The organism is Enterobacter roggenkampii (genome assembly GCF_001729805.1).
GTDB lineage: Bacteria > Pseudomonadota > Gammaproteobacteria > Enterobacterales > Enterobacteriaceae > Enterobacter > Enterobacter roggenkampii.
In genome coordinates this window covers 1,874,271-1,891,612 of record NZ_CP017184.1, presented here as the reverse complement: position 1 = coordinate 1,891,612, position 17,342 = coordinate 1,874,271, and the positions used below count along the sequence as shown (strand labels likewise).

Sequence of the window (17,342 nt, the reverse complement as noted above, 5' to 3'; positions counted from 1 at the left end):
ACAAGCAACTCGCTTACCCGCCCCAAAGAGAAGCGCTATAATTAGCCAGGTTTTTTTTAAGGCTGTCGGCAACCATGTCCCTTCCAGAAAAGTCTCAGCGGGGTTCTCCCCACGCGCAAGCGCTTATTTCACACCTGTTACCTGATTGCACAACGCGACATACCGCCCGCGGCGAGCGGCTGGACCTGCAGGTCAATGGTCAGGGCATGTGCTATTTAATTCTTGAAGGAACCATCGCCGTCTACAGAAGAAGCGATAACATGATGCTGTCTACGGCCCGTAGCCCTGCTGTTTTCGGCCTCGCTAACCTCACTGATATCTATTTTAGTGATTATCTTAAGACCGTCAGCCCGTGCCTGATCGGGACGATCACCACAGAAAGGGTGAATGCCATTATTCAAGAGAAGGCGCTTTGGGGACTGCTCTCTCAACAGCTCATGTATGTGTATAGCCGTCTCTATAACAACGTGATGCCGCAGGGCGCGCCGACGGCGTATGAGATGATTCGCCAGCAGTTAATGAAGCTGACGGAGGAAGAGGAGGGTTATCGGCTCAGCGTGACGGCGGAAAAGTATATCAGGGAGAAAACCCAGCTCTCCCGCAGCGGCGTGATGCGCATTCTGGCGGATTTGAAAACCGGCGGATTTATCGAAATGGAAGAAGGCAGGCTTATCAAAATCAACAAGCTCCCCGCTAAATACTGAATCTCAGGCACAAAAAAGGCCGCAGTTGCGGCCTTTTCAACATTACTCTCTCAATGGACGTGAACGCCCAACCGCCAGGCAAAGTAGATCTCTTCTTTCAGCTCATTCGAAGAGAGCGCCAGCAAATCTGTAAATTCCAGCTCAAGCTGTTTCAGCTTTTTCAGGTACTGCGCCGGGGACAGATTGCTCTTATCGCGACGTAAATATTCAATTGCCAGCTGTGTTGGGGTTATTTCAGTATCCATGATGTCCTCGCTTATGTACAAAACCTGACCAGTATATCACAACCCTCTGGCTAGTTTTTGACCAAAGGCAAAACATCTGAAAACTTTACACAACCGCTGTCGTCAACCTTGAAGAGCAGCACAGGCGATCCTGCTCGTCGAGAATGTCAATCTGCCACACCTGGTGGCGACTGCCGGCGTGCAGCGCGCGGCACACGCCGCGCACGCGCCCGCTGCGTACCGAGCGGATATGATTAGCATTCACCTCGAGTCCGACCACCTTCTGCTCCCCTTCGGTACAGAGATACCCCGCCACCGAGCCCAGGGTTTCGGCCAGCACGACGGACGCCCCGCCGTGCAATAAACCAAACGGCTGATGGGTGCGATGATCGACAGGCATGGTGGCCTCAATGTCATCGTCGCCAATGCGGGTGAACTGGATATCCAGCAGCCCCACCATATTCCCCTCGCCCATGGCGTTCAGCGCCTGCAGCGTCACGGCACGTTTCCAGATCATCCAATTATCTCCAGTAAAGCCTGCAATGGGTGGCGTACACCGTTACCCTCTACCCGTTTCACCTGGCTGCGGCAGGAGTATCCCGTCGCCAGACAGCGGTTTCGCGGCAAGCGCTGCATCGCCTGATGCCAGGACAGCTCATAAATGCCGAGCGAGTTGGCGTGGTTTTTCACTTCGTGTCCGTACGTGCCGGCCATACCGCAGCAGCCCACGCTAACGCTCTCCAGCTTCGCGCCGAAGCGGGCAAAGACGGACGCCCACTGCGCGGGGGCGCCAGGCAGCGCGGTGACTTCCGTGCAGTGTCCGAACAGATACCACGGCTCACCGCTGACGTCCTGAACCGCTTTGTCTTCCAGGGCCGTCGGCAGCCACTCGTGCACCAGCATGACGTGGAAATCACCGCGCTTATCGCCCAGCGTCTGCCTGTATTCATCGCGGTAGCACAGCACCAGCGCCGGGTCGACGCCGACCATCGGTATCCCGAGTTGCGCCACGCGGTTTAAGAAGTCAGATGTTTTCTGCGCGGTCTTCGCAAAGCGCGTCAGGAAGCCTTTAATGTGCTGCGCCTTGCCGTTGGGCGAGAACGGCAGCACAACTGGCTGATAGCCCAGCTTTTCCGACAGGCGGATGAAGTCCGCAACCACCTGGGCATCGTAGTAGCTGGTAAACGGATCCTGCACCACCAGCACCACCTTCGCTTTTTGCTCGGGCGTGAGCGCCTCCAGCTGCTCCAGGGTCATGTTCGCCGAACGATGCCCGACGAGCTGGCGCTGCAGAGACGGCACCGACAGCAGCGGCAGATCGACCATGCCGATATGCTTTTCGGAAAGCTTGCGCACCAGCGGCTGGTTGATAAAGAAGTTGAAGGTCTTCGGCGCGCGCGCCATCAGCGGCGCATAGCTCTCTACCGTCGCCACCAGATGGTCGCGCACCGGGCGGAGGTAGCGCGTGTGGTAAAGCTGCAGGAAGCGCGAGCGGAATTCCGGGACGTCGATTTTAATCGGGCACTGGGTAGAGCAGGCTTTACAGGCCAGACAGCCGGACATCGCCTCTTTCACCTCATGGGAGAAATCATACTCGCCCTTGTTGGCATGCCAGCTGTTGCGGGTGCGCTCAATCAGCGAGCGCAGGCTGGCCCGTTTTTCCGGCAGCTCCTGCTCCAGCCTGAGCGGATCGACGCCGCGGTCCGCCAGCAGACGCAGCCACTCGCGCACCAGCGTCGCCCGCCCTTTCGGCGAATGAATGCGGTTGCTGGTGATTTTCATCGACGGGCACATCGGGCTTTTCACGTCAAAGTTAAAGCACAGGCCGTTGCCGTTGCACTCCATCGCGCCGCGCCAGGAGGAGCGCACCGCAATCGGGATCTGTCTGTCGTAGGTGCCGCGCTTGACGGCATCCACCTGCAGCATGGGGGCGTCCACGCCTTCTGGCGGGCAGATTTTACCCGGGTTGAGGCGGTTATGCGGGTCGAAAGCCGCTTTCACCTTGCGCAGCTCCGCATAGAGCTGTTCGCCGAAGAACGCCGGGCTGTATTCTGCGCGGAACCCTTTCCCGTGCTCGCCCCACAGCAGACCGCCGTATTTGGCGGTTAAGGCCACCACATCGTCGGAGATCTGCTTCATCAGGATCTCCTGCTGCGGGTCGCACATATCCAGCGCCGGACGCACGTGCAGCACCCCGGCATCGACGTGGCCAAACATGCCGTAGCTCAGGCCGTGGCTGTCCAGCAGGGCGCGAAACTCGACGATATAATCCGCCAGATGCTCAGGCGGCACGCAGGTATCTTCGGCAAAAGGAATGGGCTTCGCGGCCCCTTTCGCATTGCCGAGCAGACCCACGGCTTTTTTACGCATCGCATAGATACGCTCAATCCCGGCCAGATCGTTACAGAGCTGCCAGCCGATCACGCCGCCTTCGCCCTGCGAAATCAGCTCATCCAGTCGCTGGCAGAGCGTGGTGACCTGGCTCTCAATCAGCTCCGCGTCGTCGCCAGCAAATTCCACGATGTTAAGACCGAGCATCTCTTTGTCCGGCACGTCGGTAATGAGATCGCTGACGGAGTGCCAGACAATATCTTCCCGGGCCAGGTTGAGCACTTTGGAGTCGACCGTCTCAACCGACAGCGCTTTCGCCTCCACCATAAACGGCGCATTGCGCAGCGCGGAGTCGAAAGAGTCATATTTGACGTTCACCAGACGACGCACCTTCGGCAGGCGGGTGATATCCAGCCGCGCCTCGGTGATAAACGCCAGCGTCCCTTCGGAACCGGTGAGCACGCGGGTTAAATCGAACTGGGTCAGGTCGTCGTTGAAGACGTGGCGCAGGTCGTAGCCCGTTAAGAAGCGGTTCAGTTTGGGGAATTTGTCGAGAATAAGCTGGCGGTTGTCGCGGCAGCGCTCCAGCACGGTACGGTAGATGCGTCCGCTGGCGGTGTTATCTTTACCCAGCGTTTCCGCCAGTTCGACCGGCATCGGCTGCGTATCGAGAATATCGCCGCCCAGCAGAACGGCCCGCACGCCCAGCACGTGATCGGAGGTTTTGCCGTAGACCAGCGAGCCCTGACCGGAGGCATCCGTGTTGATCATCCCGCCGAGGGTCGCGCGGTTACTGGTGGAAAGTTCCGGGGCAAAAAAGTAGCCGTAAGGCTTGAGGTACTGGTTAAGCTGATCTTTGATAACGCCCGCTTCGACCCGCACCCACCCCTCTTCCGGGTTGATCTCAATGATGCGGTTCATATAGCGCGACATATCAACAATAATGCCCTGGTTCAGCGCCTGACCGTTGGTCCCGGTGCCGCCGCCGCGCGGCGTAAAGACCAGCGAGGCAAAGCGTTCCTGCGTGGCGAGTCGGGCAATCAGCGCCACGTCGGCCGTAGAACGAGGGAAAACGACGGCATCGGGAAGAAGCTGGTAAATACTGTTATCGGTTGCCATCGTCAGCCTGTCGGCATAGTTCGTGGCGGTATCACCTGTAAAACCCTGTTGCTCCAGTGCCTGCAAAAAATTAAGCACCAGCTGAACGACGCCGGGTGCCTGGGAAATCTGTGGGATCATGACTGTCGACCCTAATTAGAGTAATGTGAAATCGTTTGCGTTGTGTCCGGAAAGTTTTATCACATTTTTTTCTTATGTGCTTCGTAGAATTACGGGCAAAATCCGCCTGTCAAAAACCGCTGAGATCATTAATGATTAAAGAGATGCGGTTTTCCGTTCCCGCCAGCCGCGCTGGCGTTCTTTTAAGGAAAGTTTCATTTATGGTCAATCTTCGCCAGCCCAGGGATGTTGCGCAAATTTTGCTGTCGGTGCTGTTCCTGGCCCTCATGATCATTGCGTGTCTGTGGATTGTTCAACCCTTTATTCTTGGCTTCGCCTGGGCCGCGACCGTTGTCGTTGCCACGTGGCCTCTGCTGCTGCGCTTGCAGAAGCTGCTGTTCGGCCGCCGCGGGTTAGCGGTGCTGGTCATGACGCTGCTGCTGTTCCTGCTGTTTATTATTCCCATTGCGCTGCTGGTAAACAGTCTCGTCGACTCCAGCGGCCCGGTGATTCGCGCCGTGACCAGCGGCGATCTCACGCTGCCGGATCTCGCCTGGCTGAACAGCATTCCGGTCGTGGGCGCCAAGCTCTACAGCGGCTGGCACAGCCTGCTGGAGATGGGCGGCAGCGCGCTGATGGCAAAAGTGCGCCCATATATTGGCACCACCACCACCTGGTTTGTGGGTCAGGCGGCGCATATTGGCCGCTTTATGATGCACTGTACCCTGATGCTGCTCTTCAGCGCCCTGCTTTACTGGCGCGGTGAGCAGGTGGCTTTGGGCGTTCGTCACTTTGCCACCCGCCTGGCGGGCAAACGCGGTGACGCTGCGGTACTGCTGGCGGCGCAGGCCGTACGCGCGGTAGCGCTGGGCGTGGTGGTCACCGCGCTGGTGCAGGCGGTGCTGGGCGGTATTGGTCTGGCGATTTCCGGCGTACCGTATGCCACGATATTCACCGTTGTCATGCTGATGACCTGTCTTGCACAACTGGGGCCGCTGCTGGTGCTGGTGCCCTGCATTATCTGGCTCTACTGGACGGGAGATACCACGTGGGGAACGGTGCTGCTGGTCTGGAGCTGCGTGGTCGGCACCATGGATAACGTCATTCGCCCGATTCTCATCCGCATGGGCGCAGACCTGCCGCTGATCCTGATCCTCTCCGGGGTGATTGGCGGCTTGATTGCCTTCGGCATGATTGGCCTGTTTATCGGCCCGGTGCTGCTCGCCGTTACCTGGCGTCTGTTCTCCGCCTGGGTGCATGAAATTCCGCCGCCGGGAACCGACCCGGACGTGATTTTGAGCGAACTGGAAGAGCTGGAAGAGAAGAACACGCATTAAGTTTTTGCCGGGTGGCGCTAACGCTTACCCGGCCTACATTCCCCCACCCAATACTTTAACGCTGCTAAAGTATTTATTCGTTGCACACTGGTCAGACCCGCAATTTCTGCACTCAATCTGCTCATAACCTCAAGAAATCTTTATATCTCTTTAACTATTGAGACGAATCCGATCGACGCTAAAAGCGGACATGCCTACTATTAGCACACGGTTATAAATCAACACCTTGATTTATAAGCATGGAAATCCCCTGAGTGAAACAACGAATTGCTGTGTGTAGTCTTTGCCCATCTCCCACGATGGGCTTTTTTTTATCCTGACTACGCGCGCGTAACCTCACAGGTACTGAGCATCCGCCACTCGGCAGGCAGCACCCGCGTTTCCCCGGTCACATTGACCGTCACCACCTGGCGGATATCCGCCGACGATGCGCCAACCTGCAGTTCAAACTCGCCCGGCTCAACGATGCGTTTCCCGTCGCGACGGGTGAAGTTGAACATCTCCACCGGCAGCGTAAAGCTGAGCGTGGCGGTTTCGCCCGGCGAGAGCGTGACGCGCTGGAAGGCCTTCAGCTCCTGAAGCGGCCGAACCTGGGTGGCGACCTTATCCCTGACGTAAACCTGCACCACCTCGCTGCCGCTGCGTTCCCCGGTATTGGTGATATCCACGCTCAGCGTCACCTCGCCGTCGACCGGCACGCTGCTTGCAGCGACGCGGGCAGCATTCCAGCGAAACGTCGTCCAGCCGAGGCCGAAGCCAAACGGATAACGTGAACCGAAGTGGAACGCAAACGGCGTGCCCCCGCTCTTGAGCTTGTGATTGTAGTAATACGGCATGGCCCCGGCGCTTTTCGGCACGCTCACCACCAGACGGCCCTGCGGCTCTGCCCGTCCCGTTAACACGTCCGCGATCGCCCAGCCCCCCTCCTGCCCCGGTGCCCACGCCACGATCAGCGCGGCCACCTTGTCCTCCAGGCCCTGAAGAGTGTAAGGACGCCCGCCGGTCATCACGACAATCACCGGCTTGCCCGTCGCCACCAGCGCCTCCAGCAGCTGCTGCTGCACGCCCGGCAGATTCAGGGAATCGGTGTCGGAACCTTCCCCCACGGTACCGCTCTGGAACAGCCCGGCGAGATCGCCCACGCAGGCCACCACCACGTCACTCTCCTGCGCGGCATTGACCGCCTCGGGGATAAGGGCGGTGCTTTGCGACACGGGAGACTGCTGCATCGGTTTACCGCCGCTGTCGCCCGGGAAGACCGGCGCACCCGCCATCCGTTTCTCAATGATGTGACACCCTTTGGCGTAACGGACCTGAGACGCGCCGAGGTAGCGTTCCAGCGCCGCGCGCGGGGTCGTCACCTGCGAGGTCTCCTCCACCATATCGCTGATGATCAGATGCACCGGAAAGCTGTAGCCGCTGAGCAACGCCAGCGGATCGTCTGCCGTCGGCCCCACAAGCGCCACGCGGGGTTTACCATTCAGCGGCAGAATGCCGTTGTTTTCCAGCAGCGTGACCGATTTTGTCGCCACCTCCCGCGCCACCTGGCGGGAGGTGTCATTTTGCAGATCGATGCCGTTTTCATCGGCATACGGGTTCTCAAACAGGCCGAGACGGAATTTTTCGGTCAGCACACGGCCCACAATCTCATCCACTTTCGCCATAGAGATCAGCCCGCGCTCTACCGCTTCCGCCAGATGCCGCGCGCAGTCATCTTTCGGCAGCTCGACGTCCAGCCCGGCGTTGAAGGCCAGCGCGGCGGACTCCGCTGCATCGTGGGAAATACCGTGATGCTGGTGCAGCAGGCTGACGCCGCCGTAGTCCGCCACAATAATGCCGTCGAAGCCCCACTGTTCGCGCAGGACGGTGGTCAGCAGGAAGCTGTCGCTGTGCCCCGGCTGGTTATCGATATCGTGGTAGGCGGGCATGACCGAACCGGCGTTTGCCAGCTTCACCGCCATTTCAAACGGCAGCAGGAAGGTGTCGTTCAGTTCGCTAAAGCCCAGATGTACCGGCGCATGGTTGCGCGCCCCTTCGCTGAACGAGTGGCCCACGTAGTGCTTGAGCGTCGCCAGCAGGTCGCGCCTATCGCCCTGTAAGCCTTTCACGTAGGCGGTCGCCATCACGCCCACCAGCCAGGGATCTTCCCCGAAGGTCTCTTCGGTTCGCCCCCAGCGCACGTCGCGGGAAACGTCCAGCACCGGCGCCAGCCCCTGCTGGCAGCCGACGGAACGCGCCTCTTTACCAATCTGCTCTGCCGCGCGCTGTACCAGTTCAGGGTCCCAGGTCGAACCGTAGTTCAGCGACGACGGGAACAGCGTGGCGTCTTTGCACAGCAGCCCCACCAGGCACTCTTCATGGAACAGGGCCGGAATGCCGAGTCGCGTCTCCTCCATCATCATGCGCTGCAGGCGGTTAGCGGCGCGCACGCCGGTTTTCGCGTCAACGATATGGGTACCGAGCGGACGGGTGATCTGCCCTATGCCCAGCTTCAGCCGTTCGCTCAGTGCAGCCTGCTCGCTCACGCCGGCGAATTCGTCGCTGAGGTCGCTGCGCTCGCGGTGGTTGCCGTTTTCATCGAGGATCAACCAGTACGCATGCATCTGGGCGAACTTCTCTTCCGGGGTCATACGCGCCAGTAAATCGGCGACGCGCTCGTGCACGGGACGTCCCGCGTCCTTATAGATAGCTGTCATGTTTTACTCCTGTAGTGCGGAAGGGGTTGCCGGGCTGAGCGGCCCTGCTTCGGGTCTCACCTCACGCTTGCTGGCCAGTTCCCGGGCGATGGAATCCACCAGCCGACTGTTAAGCTTGTAGATTGAAAGCAGCGCGACCATGCAGAGGAACAGCGCGCAAGGGATAAGGGTGAACAGGGCGTTGATCGTAGAGAGGACGTGCGGCGCCTGGGCTGCCTGTCCCGGGGCGTAATCCACCATGCCAAGCACCCAGCCGACGACCGCCCCACCCAGCGCCAGCCCAAATTTGATGGCAAACAGCGCGGTAGAGAAAACCAGCCCGTCCAGGCGGCGGCCGCTGCGATGCTCTTCGTAGTCGACCACATCGGAGAACATGGTCCACTGCAGCGGCGTGGTGAGGTTTTGCACAAAGCTAAAGACAATGTTGAGGCCAAAAATCAGCCACACCTGCGAAGGCGGCAGGAAGAAAATCAGCGCCCCGAAAATGACGAAGGAAATAATGGTCCACTGGTAGGCGCGCACGCGGTCAAATTTCCCCAGCAGCCGTTCAGATAATAATGCGCCGCTTAAGGAGGCGACCATTCCGGAAACAATAAAGGCAAAAACCAGCTCCGGGCGCAACAGCACGTAGTTCACGTAATACATGGTGGCGGAACCGCGCGTTACCACCGCCGTTAACAGCAAAATATTAAACAGGAAAACAATGCGCCACTGGCTGTTTCCGGCCAGCAGTTTTAAATCGGTGAGCATCGAGCCGGAAGTATCACTGCGCGGAGAATAACGCTCGCGGGTCATCAGGAAGCAGCAGAAAAACAGCACAATGCCCAGCAGCCCCATCAGGCTCATGGCATAGAAATAGCCTTTCTGCACGTTGCCCTGGCCTAACAGTGAGACCAGCGGCAGGGCAATCACCGTCACAATCAACCCGCCGATAAACGACAGGCCAAAGCGCCACGACTGCAGGGAGTGACGCTCGCGCGGATCCAGCGTCAGCGAGCCGGGCATGGCGCAGTAAGGCACGTTAATGGCGGAGTAAATCAGGCTTAAGATCGCGTAGGTCAGGCAGGCATAAACGATTTTCGCCGTCGGCCCCACGTCCGGTACATAGAAAGTAATGAGGCAGCTCACGCCAAACGGAATGGCAAACCACAGCAGCCAGGGACGGAAACGGCCGTGGCGCGTTTGAGTGCGATCCACCAGCGCGCCAATGCACGGGTCGACAAACGCATCGACCACGCGCACCACTAAAAACATCGTGCCCATGATTGCGGCGGGCAGCCCAAAAACGTCCGTATAGAAATAGGCGAGAAATAACGTTGCCGTTTGCCAGACCAGCGCGCTGGCCATATCACCTAAGCCATAACCTATTTTATCTTTGGTACGCAATACAGAGGAGAGTGTCATTGTTATTTGCCTTTTTATCAGGTTAAAACGTATTTCAACCAGTTGCGCATCATCTGAAGGGAAATGCGCATGTAAGGCTCAAGTATTAGCAACGGTTTGCGCGCTAACAATTGTCTAAATTGACAGGCAAATTATGATATTTAGTTTTTTACTTTATTTGTGATGGGGAGCATATTCGGGCGGAAATAAAAAAGGCGAGGAATAATATCCTCGCCTTTTCGGGTCAGCGTGGCGTTACTTGTTCAGTTCCGCCAGGCTCAGCCAGGTTTGCACCACGGTATCCGGGTTCAGGGACAGGCTATCGATCCCCTCCTCCATCAGCCAGGCGGCAAAGTCTTCATGGTCGGATGGCCCCTGACCACAAATCCCGACGTATTTGCCCTGCTTCTTCGCCGCGCGGATGGACAGGGAGAGCAATGCTTTCACCGCCTCGTTGCGCTCGTCGAACAGCTCGGAAACCACGCCGGAGTCGCGGTCCAGACCCAGCGTCAGCTGCGTCATGTCGTTCGAGCCGATAGAGAAGCCGTCGAAGTGCTCCAGGAACTGCTCGGCCAGCAGGGCGTTGGACGGAATTTCACACATCATGATGATCTTCAGCCCGTTCTCGCCGCGCTTCAGACCCTGACGCGCCAGCTCGTCCACCACGGCTTTCGCCTGATCCACGGTACGCACAAACGGGATCATGATTTCGACGTTGGTCAGCCCCATGTCGTTGCGCACGCGCTTCACCGCCTCACACTCCAGCGCGAAGCAGTCGCGGAAGCTGTCGGACACGTAGCGTCCGGCCCCGCGGAAGCCCAGCATCGGGTTCTCTTCTTCCGGCTCGTAGCGCTCGCCGCCCACCAGGTTGGCGTATTCGTTAGACTTAAAGTCAGACAGGCGCACAATCACGCGTTTCGGATAGAAAGCGGCACCCAGCGTGGCGATCCCTTCGGTCAGACGGCCGACGTAGAACTCCCTCGGCGAATCGTAGCCTTTCATCATCTCGCGGATTTCGTTCTGCAGCTTCGGCTCCTGGTCGTCAAACTCCAGCAGCGCACGCGGGTGAACGCCGATCATACGGTTGATGATAAATTCCAGACGCGCCAGGCCTACGCCTTCGTTCGGCAGGCAGGCGAAGTCGAACGCGCGGTCCGGGTTGCCGACGTTCATCATGATCTTCAGCGGCAGGTCCGGCATGGTATCCACGCTGGAGCTCTTCACGCTGAAGTCGAGGATATCGGCATACACGTAGCCGGTATCGCCTTCGGCACAGGAGACGGTCACATTCTGTCCATCCTTCATGCGCTCGGTAGCATCACCGCAGCCGACAACCGCAGGAATCCCCAGCTCGCGGGCGATGATCGCCGCATGACAGGTACGGCCGCCGCGGTTGGTGACGATAGCCGCCGCTTTCTTCATGATCGGTTCCCAGTCCGGGTCGGTCATGTCGGTCACCAGCACGTCGCCTGGCTCAATGCGGTTCATCTCGCTGATGTCGTGGATCACCTTCACCGGACCGGCACCGATGCGGTGACCGATAGCACGGCCTTCCGCCACGATTTTGCCTTGGGCGTGCAGCGTGTAACGCTCCATCACCTGACCGCGTGAGCGGACGGTTTCCGGGCGCGCCTGCACGATAAACAGCTTGCCGGTGTTCCCGTCTTTCGCCCATTCGATATCCATCGGACGGCCGTAGTGTTTTTCAATCTGCACCGCCTGCTTCGCCAGCTCCTGCACTTCGGCGTCGGTCAGGGAGAAGCGGTCGCGCTGCTCCTGCGGTACATCTTCAATTTTGACCTGCTTGCCATGCTCCTGGGTCGGGGCATAGATCATGCGGATTTTTTTCGAGCCCATGGTGCGGCGCACCACCGCCGGGCGGCCAGCGGCCAGCGTAGGCTTGTGAACGTAGAATTCGTCAGGGTTTACCGCACCCTGCACGACCATCTCACCCAGCCCCCACGCGGAGGTGATGAACACCACCTGGTCGAAGCCGGATTCAGTATCAATGGAGAACATCACGCCGGATGAGCCCACGTCCGAACGCACCATGCGCTGCACGCCAGCGGAGAGCGCCACGCCGCGATGGTCGTAGCCCTGATGCACGCGATAGGAGATGGCGCGGTCGTTGAACAGGGAAGCAAACACGTGCTTCACCGCCACCAGCACCGCATCGTAACCCTGGACGTTCAGGAAGGTTTCCTGCTGCCCGGCAAACGAGGCGTCCGGCATGTCTTCTGCGGTGGCTGAAGAGCGCACGGCAAAGGAGGCCTGCGCGTCGTCAGCGGAGAGCTGGTTGTACGCGTCGTGAATGGCTTTTTCCAGTTCCGGCTGGAAAGGTGTGTCGATGATCCACTGGCGGATCTGCGCCCCGGCTTTGGCAAGCTCGGTCACGTCATCAATATCCGTTTTATCCAGCAGGTCGTAAATGCGCTGGTTAACACCGCTCTGGTCTAAAAACAGGTTAAAGGCATCGGCGGTGGTGGCAAACCCGTTCGGTACGGAGACACCCATACCCGACAGGTTTGTAATCATTTCACCCAGGGAGGCATTTTTGCCCCCAACTCTGTCTACATCATTCATGCCGAGTTGGTTATACCAAAGCACCAGCGGTGACGAGCCATTGTTGGACATCGAAACAATCCTTTTGTGATATTTGATCGGAGTAAGAAACACCTGACTACGTATTTATACTGGCATAATTATTTCCGCTAAAAAAACGGTGAATCGTGTAAGCAATTTAAATTTTCAACTTTTCGGATACTTTCCCATCAACGATTAACCCGATGATTCCTCTATATTCAGCCAGAAACCCCAAAAATAAAGTCGCTATTTGAAAAATGAAATCCACTTTTCAGGAAAATCAAAAACAGCGTTTCATTCATAATTAGGATAAGTTCTTTGCTGTGTAAATTACTTTTTTAATTTATGCTTTCAGACAATTACGTCTGATATTCAGGGTGGGTAAAATGGATAGTGCTGTCGATCGTCACGTTTTTTATATTTCTGATGGTACGGCGATCACCGCCGAGGTGCTGGGCCACGCGGTGATGTCGCAGTTTCCCGTATCGATCAACAGCATTACGCTGCCGTTTGTCGAAAATGAGAGCCGCGCCAAAGCGGTGAAGGACCAGATCGACGCCATTTACCAGCAGACCGGCGTCCGCCCGCTGGTGTTCTACTCCATTGTGATCCCCGAGATTCGCGCCATCATTCTGCAGAGTGAAGGCTTCTGCCAGGATATCGTGCAGGCGCTGGTGGCTCCGCTGCAAAGCGAGCTGAAGCTCGACCCAACGCCTATCGCCCACCGTACCCACGGGCTGAACCCCGGCAACCTGACCAAGTATGATGCCCGTATCGCCGCCATTGACTATACCCTCGCGCACGACGACGGCATCTCGCTGCGTAATCTCGACCAGGCGCAGGTGATCCTGCTTGGCGTGTCGCGCTGCGGCAAAACGCCGACCAGCCTTTACCTGGCGATGCAGTTCGGCATTCGCGCCGCCAACTACCCGTTCATCGCTGACGATATGGATAACCTGGTGCTGCCCGCCGCCCTGAAGCCGCTGCAGCACAAGCTGTTCGGGCTGACCATTAATCCGGAGCGCCTTGCCGCCATCCGCGAAGAGCGCCGCGAGAACAGCCGCTACGCCTCCATGCGCCAGTGCCGGATGGAGGTCTCCGAAGTGGAAGCCCTGTACCGCAAAAATCAGATCCCGTGGCTGAACAGCACCAACTACTCTGTGGAAGAAATTGCCACCAAAATTCTCGACATCATGGGGCTTAATCGCCGCATGTACTAATATGCTAGTACATTAGCTCAGATTCAGGTATCATCATCGGCAACCACGGGGCGGTGTCGCCCCGAACTTGAAATCAGCAGGGATTGGTTTAAGGTGATGCCCATCACTTCCCGGTAGTCTGCCGATGAAGCAAAAATTTTCTGAGACATTCCATGAATAAAACCGATGAACTCCGCACTGCGCGCATTGACAGCCTGGTCACGCCGGCTGAACTGGCCCAGCGGCATCCTGTTTCCGCGGCCGTTGCGGAACACGTGACGGCCTCCCGCCGCCGCATTGAAAAAATCCTCAATGGTGAAGACAAGCGTCTTCTGGTAGTGATTGGTCCCTGCTCCATCCACGATCTGGATGCCGCGATGGATTATGCAAAACGGCTTCAGGGCCTGCGGGATAAGTATCAGCACCGCCTTGAGATTGTGATGCGAACCTACTTTGAAAAACCGCGTACCGTGGTGGGCTGGAAAGGACTGATTTCCGACCCTGACCTCAACGGCAGCTATCGCGTGAACCACGGCATCGAGCTGGCGCGGAAGCTGCTTTTGCAGGTCAACGAGCTGGGCGTGCCGACCGCCACCGAGTTCCTTGATATGGTGACCGGGCAGTTTATCGCCGATCTGATCAGCTGGGGCGCGATTGGCGCACGCACCACCGAGAGCCAAATCCACCGCGAGATGGCCTCCGCCCTCTCCTGTCCGGTCGGCTTTAAAAACGGGACCGATGGCAATACGCGTATTGCGGTCGATGCCATCCGCGCGGCCCGTGCCAGCCACATGTTCCTGTCGCCGGACAAGAGCGGTCACATGACCATCTACCAGACCAGCGGTAACCCGTACGGGCACATCATCATGCGCGGCGGGAAGAAGCCCAATTATCATGCACAAGATATTGCTGCGGCCTGTGAAACGCTGGCGGAATTCGACCTGCCGGAACATCTGGTGGTGGACTTCAGCCACGGCAACTGCCAGAAGCAGCATCGCCGCCAGCTGGACGTCTGCGATGAGATCTGCCAGCAGATCCGCAGCGGTTCAACCGCCGTTGCAGGGATTATGGCGGAGAGCTTTATCAAAGAAGGCACGCAGAAAATCGTTGCTGGCCAGCAGATGGTATACGGCCAGTCGATAACCGACCCGTGCCTGAGCTGGGAAGACAGCGAGCTGCTGCTGGAGAAGCTGGCTGCAGCCGTAGACACGCGCTTTTAACATCCTGCCGGGTGGCGCTGCGCTTACCCGGCCTACGATTCTTGCCGTTGTAGGCCCGGTAAGGCGAAGCCGCCACCGGGCTTTTCATTGCACAATATTGATCCTCTCACCCTTTTTTCACAAAAACGCTTGCCGTAAATTTGCAGTTTATTGATAATGATTATCATTGTTACATTGATTGTTATTTATAAACATTATGTCACGTACGGATAACAGCGCGGCAACGCCAGCAAAAACAGACACAGCACCAGCCCCTACCGAGCGTCGGATTGACAGCAAAACCCTGCTCGGCGATGCGGGGCGGGTCATTATCGAGCATGACGGCCAGCGCTATCTGCTGCGCCAGACCCATGCCGGAAAACTGATCCTCACAAAATAAACCAAAAACTTCGCCAGCCACCCAGGTGATCCCCAGGCAGCCAGCGCTTTCGATTCTTTATGGAGAGTTGCTATGCCACACCTGCCTTCCGCGTCTTTACGCCCGTCACTTCTGGCGCTGGCGATTGTCAGCACCCTGCCGGGCGTCGCGTTTGCTGCCGCAGATGAAATGACCGTCACCGCCACGGGCAACGCCCGCAGCGCCTTTGAAGCCCCCATGATGGTGAGCGTGATTGACGCCAGCGCGCCGGAGAAACAAACCGCCAGCTCGGCGGCTGACCTGCTGCGTAACGTTCCCGGCCTGACGCTGGACGGCACCGGGCGCACCAACGGGCAGGACGTGAACCTGCGCGGCTACGATCGTCGCGGCGTGCTGGTGCTGGTTGACGGCGTGCGTCAGGGCACCGACACCGGCCACCTGAACAGCACGTTCCTCGATCCGGCGCTGATTAAACGTATCGAAGTGGTTCGCGGCCCGTCGGCCCTGCTGTACGGCAGCGGCGCGCTGGGCGGCGTGATTTCCTATGACACCGTCGATGCAAAAGACCTGCTGGAAACGGGTAAAAACAGCGGTTATCGTGTGTTTGGTACGGGGGCGACAGGCGATCACAGTCTTGGCATGGGGGCCAGCGCCTATGGCCGCACCGACACGCTGGACGGTCTGGTGGCCTGGTCCAGCCGGGATCGCGGTGATATCCGCCAGAGCGACGGAGCAACCGCCCCTAACGACGAATCCATCAATAACATGCTGGCGAAAGGCAGCTGGAAAATCGACCCGGCCCAGACCCTGAGCGGCGCCCTGCGCTACTACAACAACGATGCGCAGGAACCAAAAAACCCGCAAACTACTGGGGCGGACAGCAGTAACCCGATGACAGATCGCTCCACCATCCAGCGTGACGCGCAGGTGGGCTACCGCATCGCCCCGGAAGGTAACGACTGGCTGAACGCCGACGCGAAGGTCTACTGGTCCGAAGCGCGCATTAATGCCCAGAATATCGACAACAGCGGTGAGTTCCGCAAGCAGACCACCAAAGGCGGCAAGGTGGAAAACCGCACCCGCCTGTTCAGCGACACGTTTGCAGCACATCTGCTGACCTACGGTGGGGAATACTACCGTCAGGAGCAGCATCCGGGCGGCGCGACCACCGGCTTCCCGGAGGCGAAAATCGACTTCAGCTCCGGCTGGCTGCAGGATGAGATCACCCTGCGCGATCTGCCGGTCACCCTGCTGGGCGGTACGCGCTATGACAACTACCGCGGCAGCAGCAATGGCTACGACGACGTGGATGCCGATAAATGGTCCTCCCGCGCCGGGTTGACCGTCAGCCCGACCGACTGGCTGATGCTGTTTGGCTCATACGCGCAGGCGTTCCGCGCGCCCACTATGGGCGAGATGTACAACGACGCCAAACACTTCTCTATTGGCCGCTTCTATACCAACTACTGGGTGCCGAACCCGAACCTGCGCCCGGAAACCAACGAAACGCAGGAGTTTGGGTTCGGTCTGCGCTTTGACGATCTGCTGCTTGCCAACGATGCGCTGGAGTTTAAAGCCAGCTATTTCGATACCAAAGCTAAAGACTATATCTCCACCACCGTCAATTTTGCCGCCGCGACCACCATGTCTTATAACGTTCCGAACGCCAAAATCTGGGGCTGGGACATGATGGCAAAATACTCTGCCGACCTCTTCAACCTCGACCTGGCCTATAACCGCACGCGCGGGAAAGACACCGATACGGGCGAGTACATCTCCAGCATCAACCCGGATACCGTCACCAGCAAGCTGGACATTCCGGTGGCGCAGAGCGGTTTTTCCGTCGGCTGGATTGGCACCTTTGTCGATCGCTCAACGCATATCAGCAGCAGCTACAGCAAGCAGCCGGGCTACGCGGTCAATGACTTCTACGTCAGCTATAAGGGTCAGGAGCAGCTCAAAGGCGTGACCACGACGCTGGTGCTCGGCAACGCCTTTGACAAAGAATACTGGTCACCTCAGGGCATTCCGCAGGACGGCCGTAACGGCAAGATTTTCGTAAGCTATCAGTGGTAATTCCAGTCGGGGC

General features: G+C 58.2%; 12 protein-coding genes and 1 other RNA gene. 7 read left to right on the top strand and 6 right to left on the bottom strand.

Annotated features, from left to right (window positions below; translation table 11 throughout):
- Window positions 1-74 precede the first annotated feature (74 nt).
- Window positions 75-704: a helix-turn-helix domain-containing protein gene (locus BFV67_RS08835; RefSeq protein ID WP_069598161.1), complete on the top strand. Its 630-nt coding sequence runs from the start codon at window positions 75-77 to the stop codon at window positions 702-704.
- Between the two features lie 50 nt (window positions 705-754).
- On the opposite strand, the gene BFV67_RS08830 is transcribed toward BFV67_RS08835, so the two are convergent.
- The 3 genes from BFV67_RS08830 to ydiJ all read right to left on the bottom strand — a co-directional run bounded on the left by BFV67_RS08830 (window position 755) and on the right by ydiJ (window position 4,498).
- Entirely contained in the window at window positions 755-949 is a 195-nt protein-coding gene (locus BFV67_RS08830) for a YdiH family protein (protein ID WP_003857766.1), read from the bottom strand.
- 85 nt (window positions 950-1,034) lie between these two features.
- Window positions 1,035-1,445 carry a 1,4-dihydroxy-2-naphthoyl-CoA hydrolase gene (gene menI / locus BFV67_RS08825; protein ID WP_008500638.1) on the bottom strand — a complete coding sequence of 137 codons (411 nt, stop codon included), beginning with the start codon at window positions 1,443-1,445 and terminating at the stop codon, window positions 1,035-1,037.
- Window positions 1,442-4,498 (bottom strand): D-2-hydroxyglutarate dehydrogenase YdiJ, encoded by a 3,057-nt coding sequence (ydiJ, locus tag BFV67_RS08820; protein ID WP_021241101.1) that lies wholly within the window; start codon window positions 4,496-4,498, stop codon window positions 1,442-1,444. Before ydiJ ends, menI begins: the two co-directional genes overlap by 4 nt.
- A 200-nt stretch (window positions 4,499-4,698) precedes the next feature.
- Between ydiJ and ydiK the strand changes: the two genes are divergently transcribed.
- Both ydiK and rprA read left to right on the top strand, forming a co-directional pair.
- Window positions 4,699-5,814 (top strand): AI-2E family transporter YdiK, encoded by a 1,116-nt coding sequence (gene ydiK, locus BFV67_RS08815; RefSeq protein WP_021241100.1) that lies wholly within the window; start codon window positions 4,699-4,701, stop codon window positions 5,812-5,814.
- Window positions 5,815-6,021: 207 nt separating this feature from the next.
- Window positions 6,022-6,129, top strand: an RNA gene (rprA, locus tag BFV67_RS08810) — antisense sRNA RprA.
- A gap of 5 nt (window positions 6,130-6,134) precedes the next feature.
- On the opposite strand, the gene BFV67_RS08805 is transcribed toward rprA, so the two are convergent.
- The 3 genes from BFV67_RS08805 to ppsA all read right to left on the bottom strand — a co-directional run bounded on the left by BFV67_RS08805 (window position 6,135) and on the right by ppsA (window position 12,527).
- Window positions 6,135-8,510 (bottom strand): glycoside hydrolase family 3 N-terminal domain-containing protein, encoded by a 2,376-nt coding sequence (locus BFV67_RS08805; RefSeq protein WP_069598160.1) that lies wholly within the window; start codon window positions 8,508-8,510, stop codon window positions 6,135-6,137.
- 3 nt (window positions 8,511-8,513) lie between these two features.
- Entirely contained in the window at window positions 8,514-9,914 is a 1,401-nt protein-coding gene (locus BFV67_RS08800; protein WP_032651556.1) for an MFS transporter, read from the bottom strand.
- A 234-nt stretch (window positions 9,915-10,148) separates the two neighbouring features.
- Window positions 10,149-12,527, bottom strand: coding sequence for a phosphoenolpyruvate synthase (gene ppsA, locus BFV67_RS08795; protein ID WP_069598159.1), 2,379 nt, complete (start codon window positions 12,525-12,527; stop codon window positions 10,149-10,151).
- Window positions 12,528-12,862: 335 nt separating this feature from the next.
- Between ppsA and ppsR the strand changes: the two genes are divergently transcribed.
- From ppsR to BFV67_RS08775, 4 genes are all read left to right on the top strand, one after another.
- On the top strand, window positions 12,863-13,696 hold the full coding sequence (ppsR, locus tag BFV67_RS08790) for a posphoenolpyruvate synthetase regulatory kinase/phosphorylase PpsR (RefSeq protein ID WP_008500644.1): 834 nt from the start codon (window positions 12,863-12,865) through the stop codon (window positions 13,694-13,696).
- Between the two features lie 152 nt (window positions 13,697-13,848).
- Window positions 13,849-14,895: a 3-deoxy-7-phosphoheptulonate synthase AroH gene (gene aroH, locus BFV67_RS08785; protein ID WP_008500645.1), complete on the top strand. Its 1,047-nt coding sequence runs from the start codon at window positions 13,849-13,851 to the stop codon at window positions 14,893-14,895.
- Between the two features lie 196 nt (window positions 14,896-15,091).
- On the top strand, window positions 15,092-15,274 hold the full coding sequence (hemP, locus tag BFV67_RS08780; RefSeq protein ID WP_021241095.1) for a hemin uptake protein HemP: 183 nt from the start codon (window positions 15,092-15,094) through the stop codon (window positions 15,272-15,274).
- Window positions 15,275-15,346: 72 nt separating this feature from the next.
- Window positions 15,347-17,329, top strand: a complete 1,983-nt coding sequence (locus BFV67_RS08775; protein WP_069598158.1) for a TonB-dependent hemoglobin/transferrin/lactoferrin family receptor — start codon at window positions 15,347-15,349, stop codon at window positions 17,327-17,329.
- Window positions 17,330-17,342 lie beyond the last annotated feature (13 nt).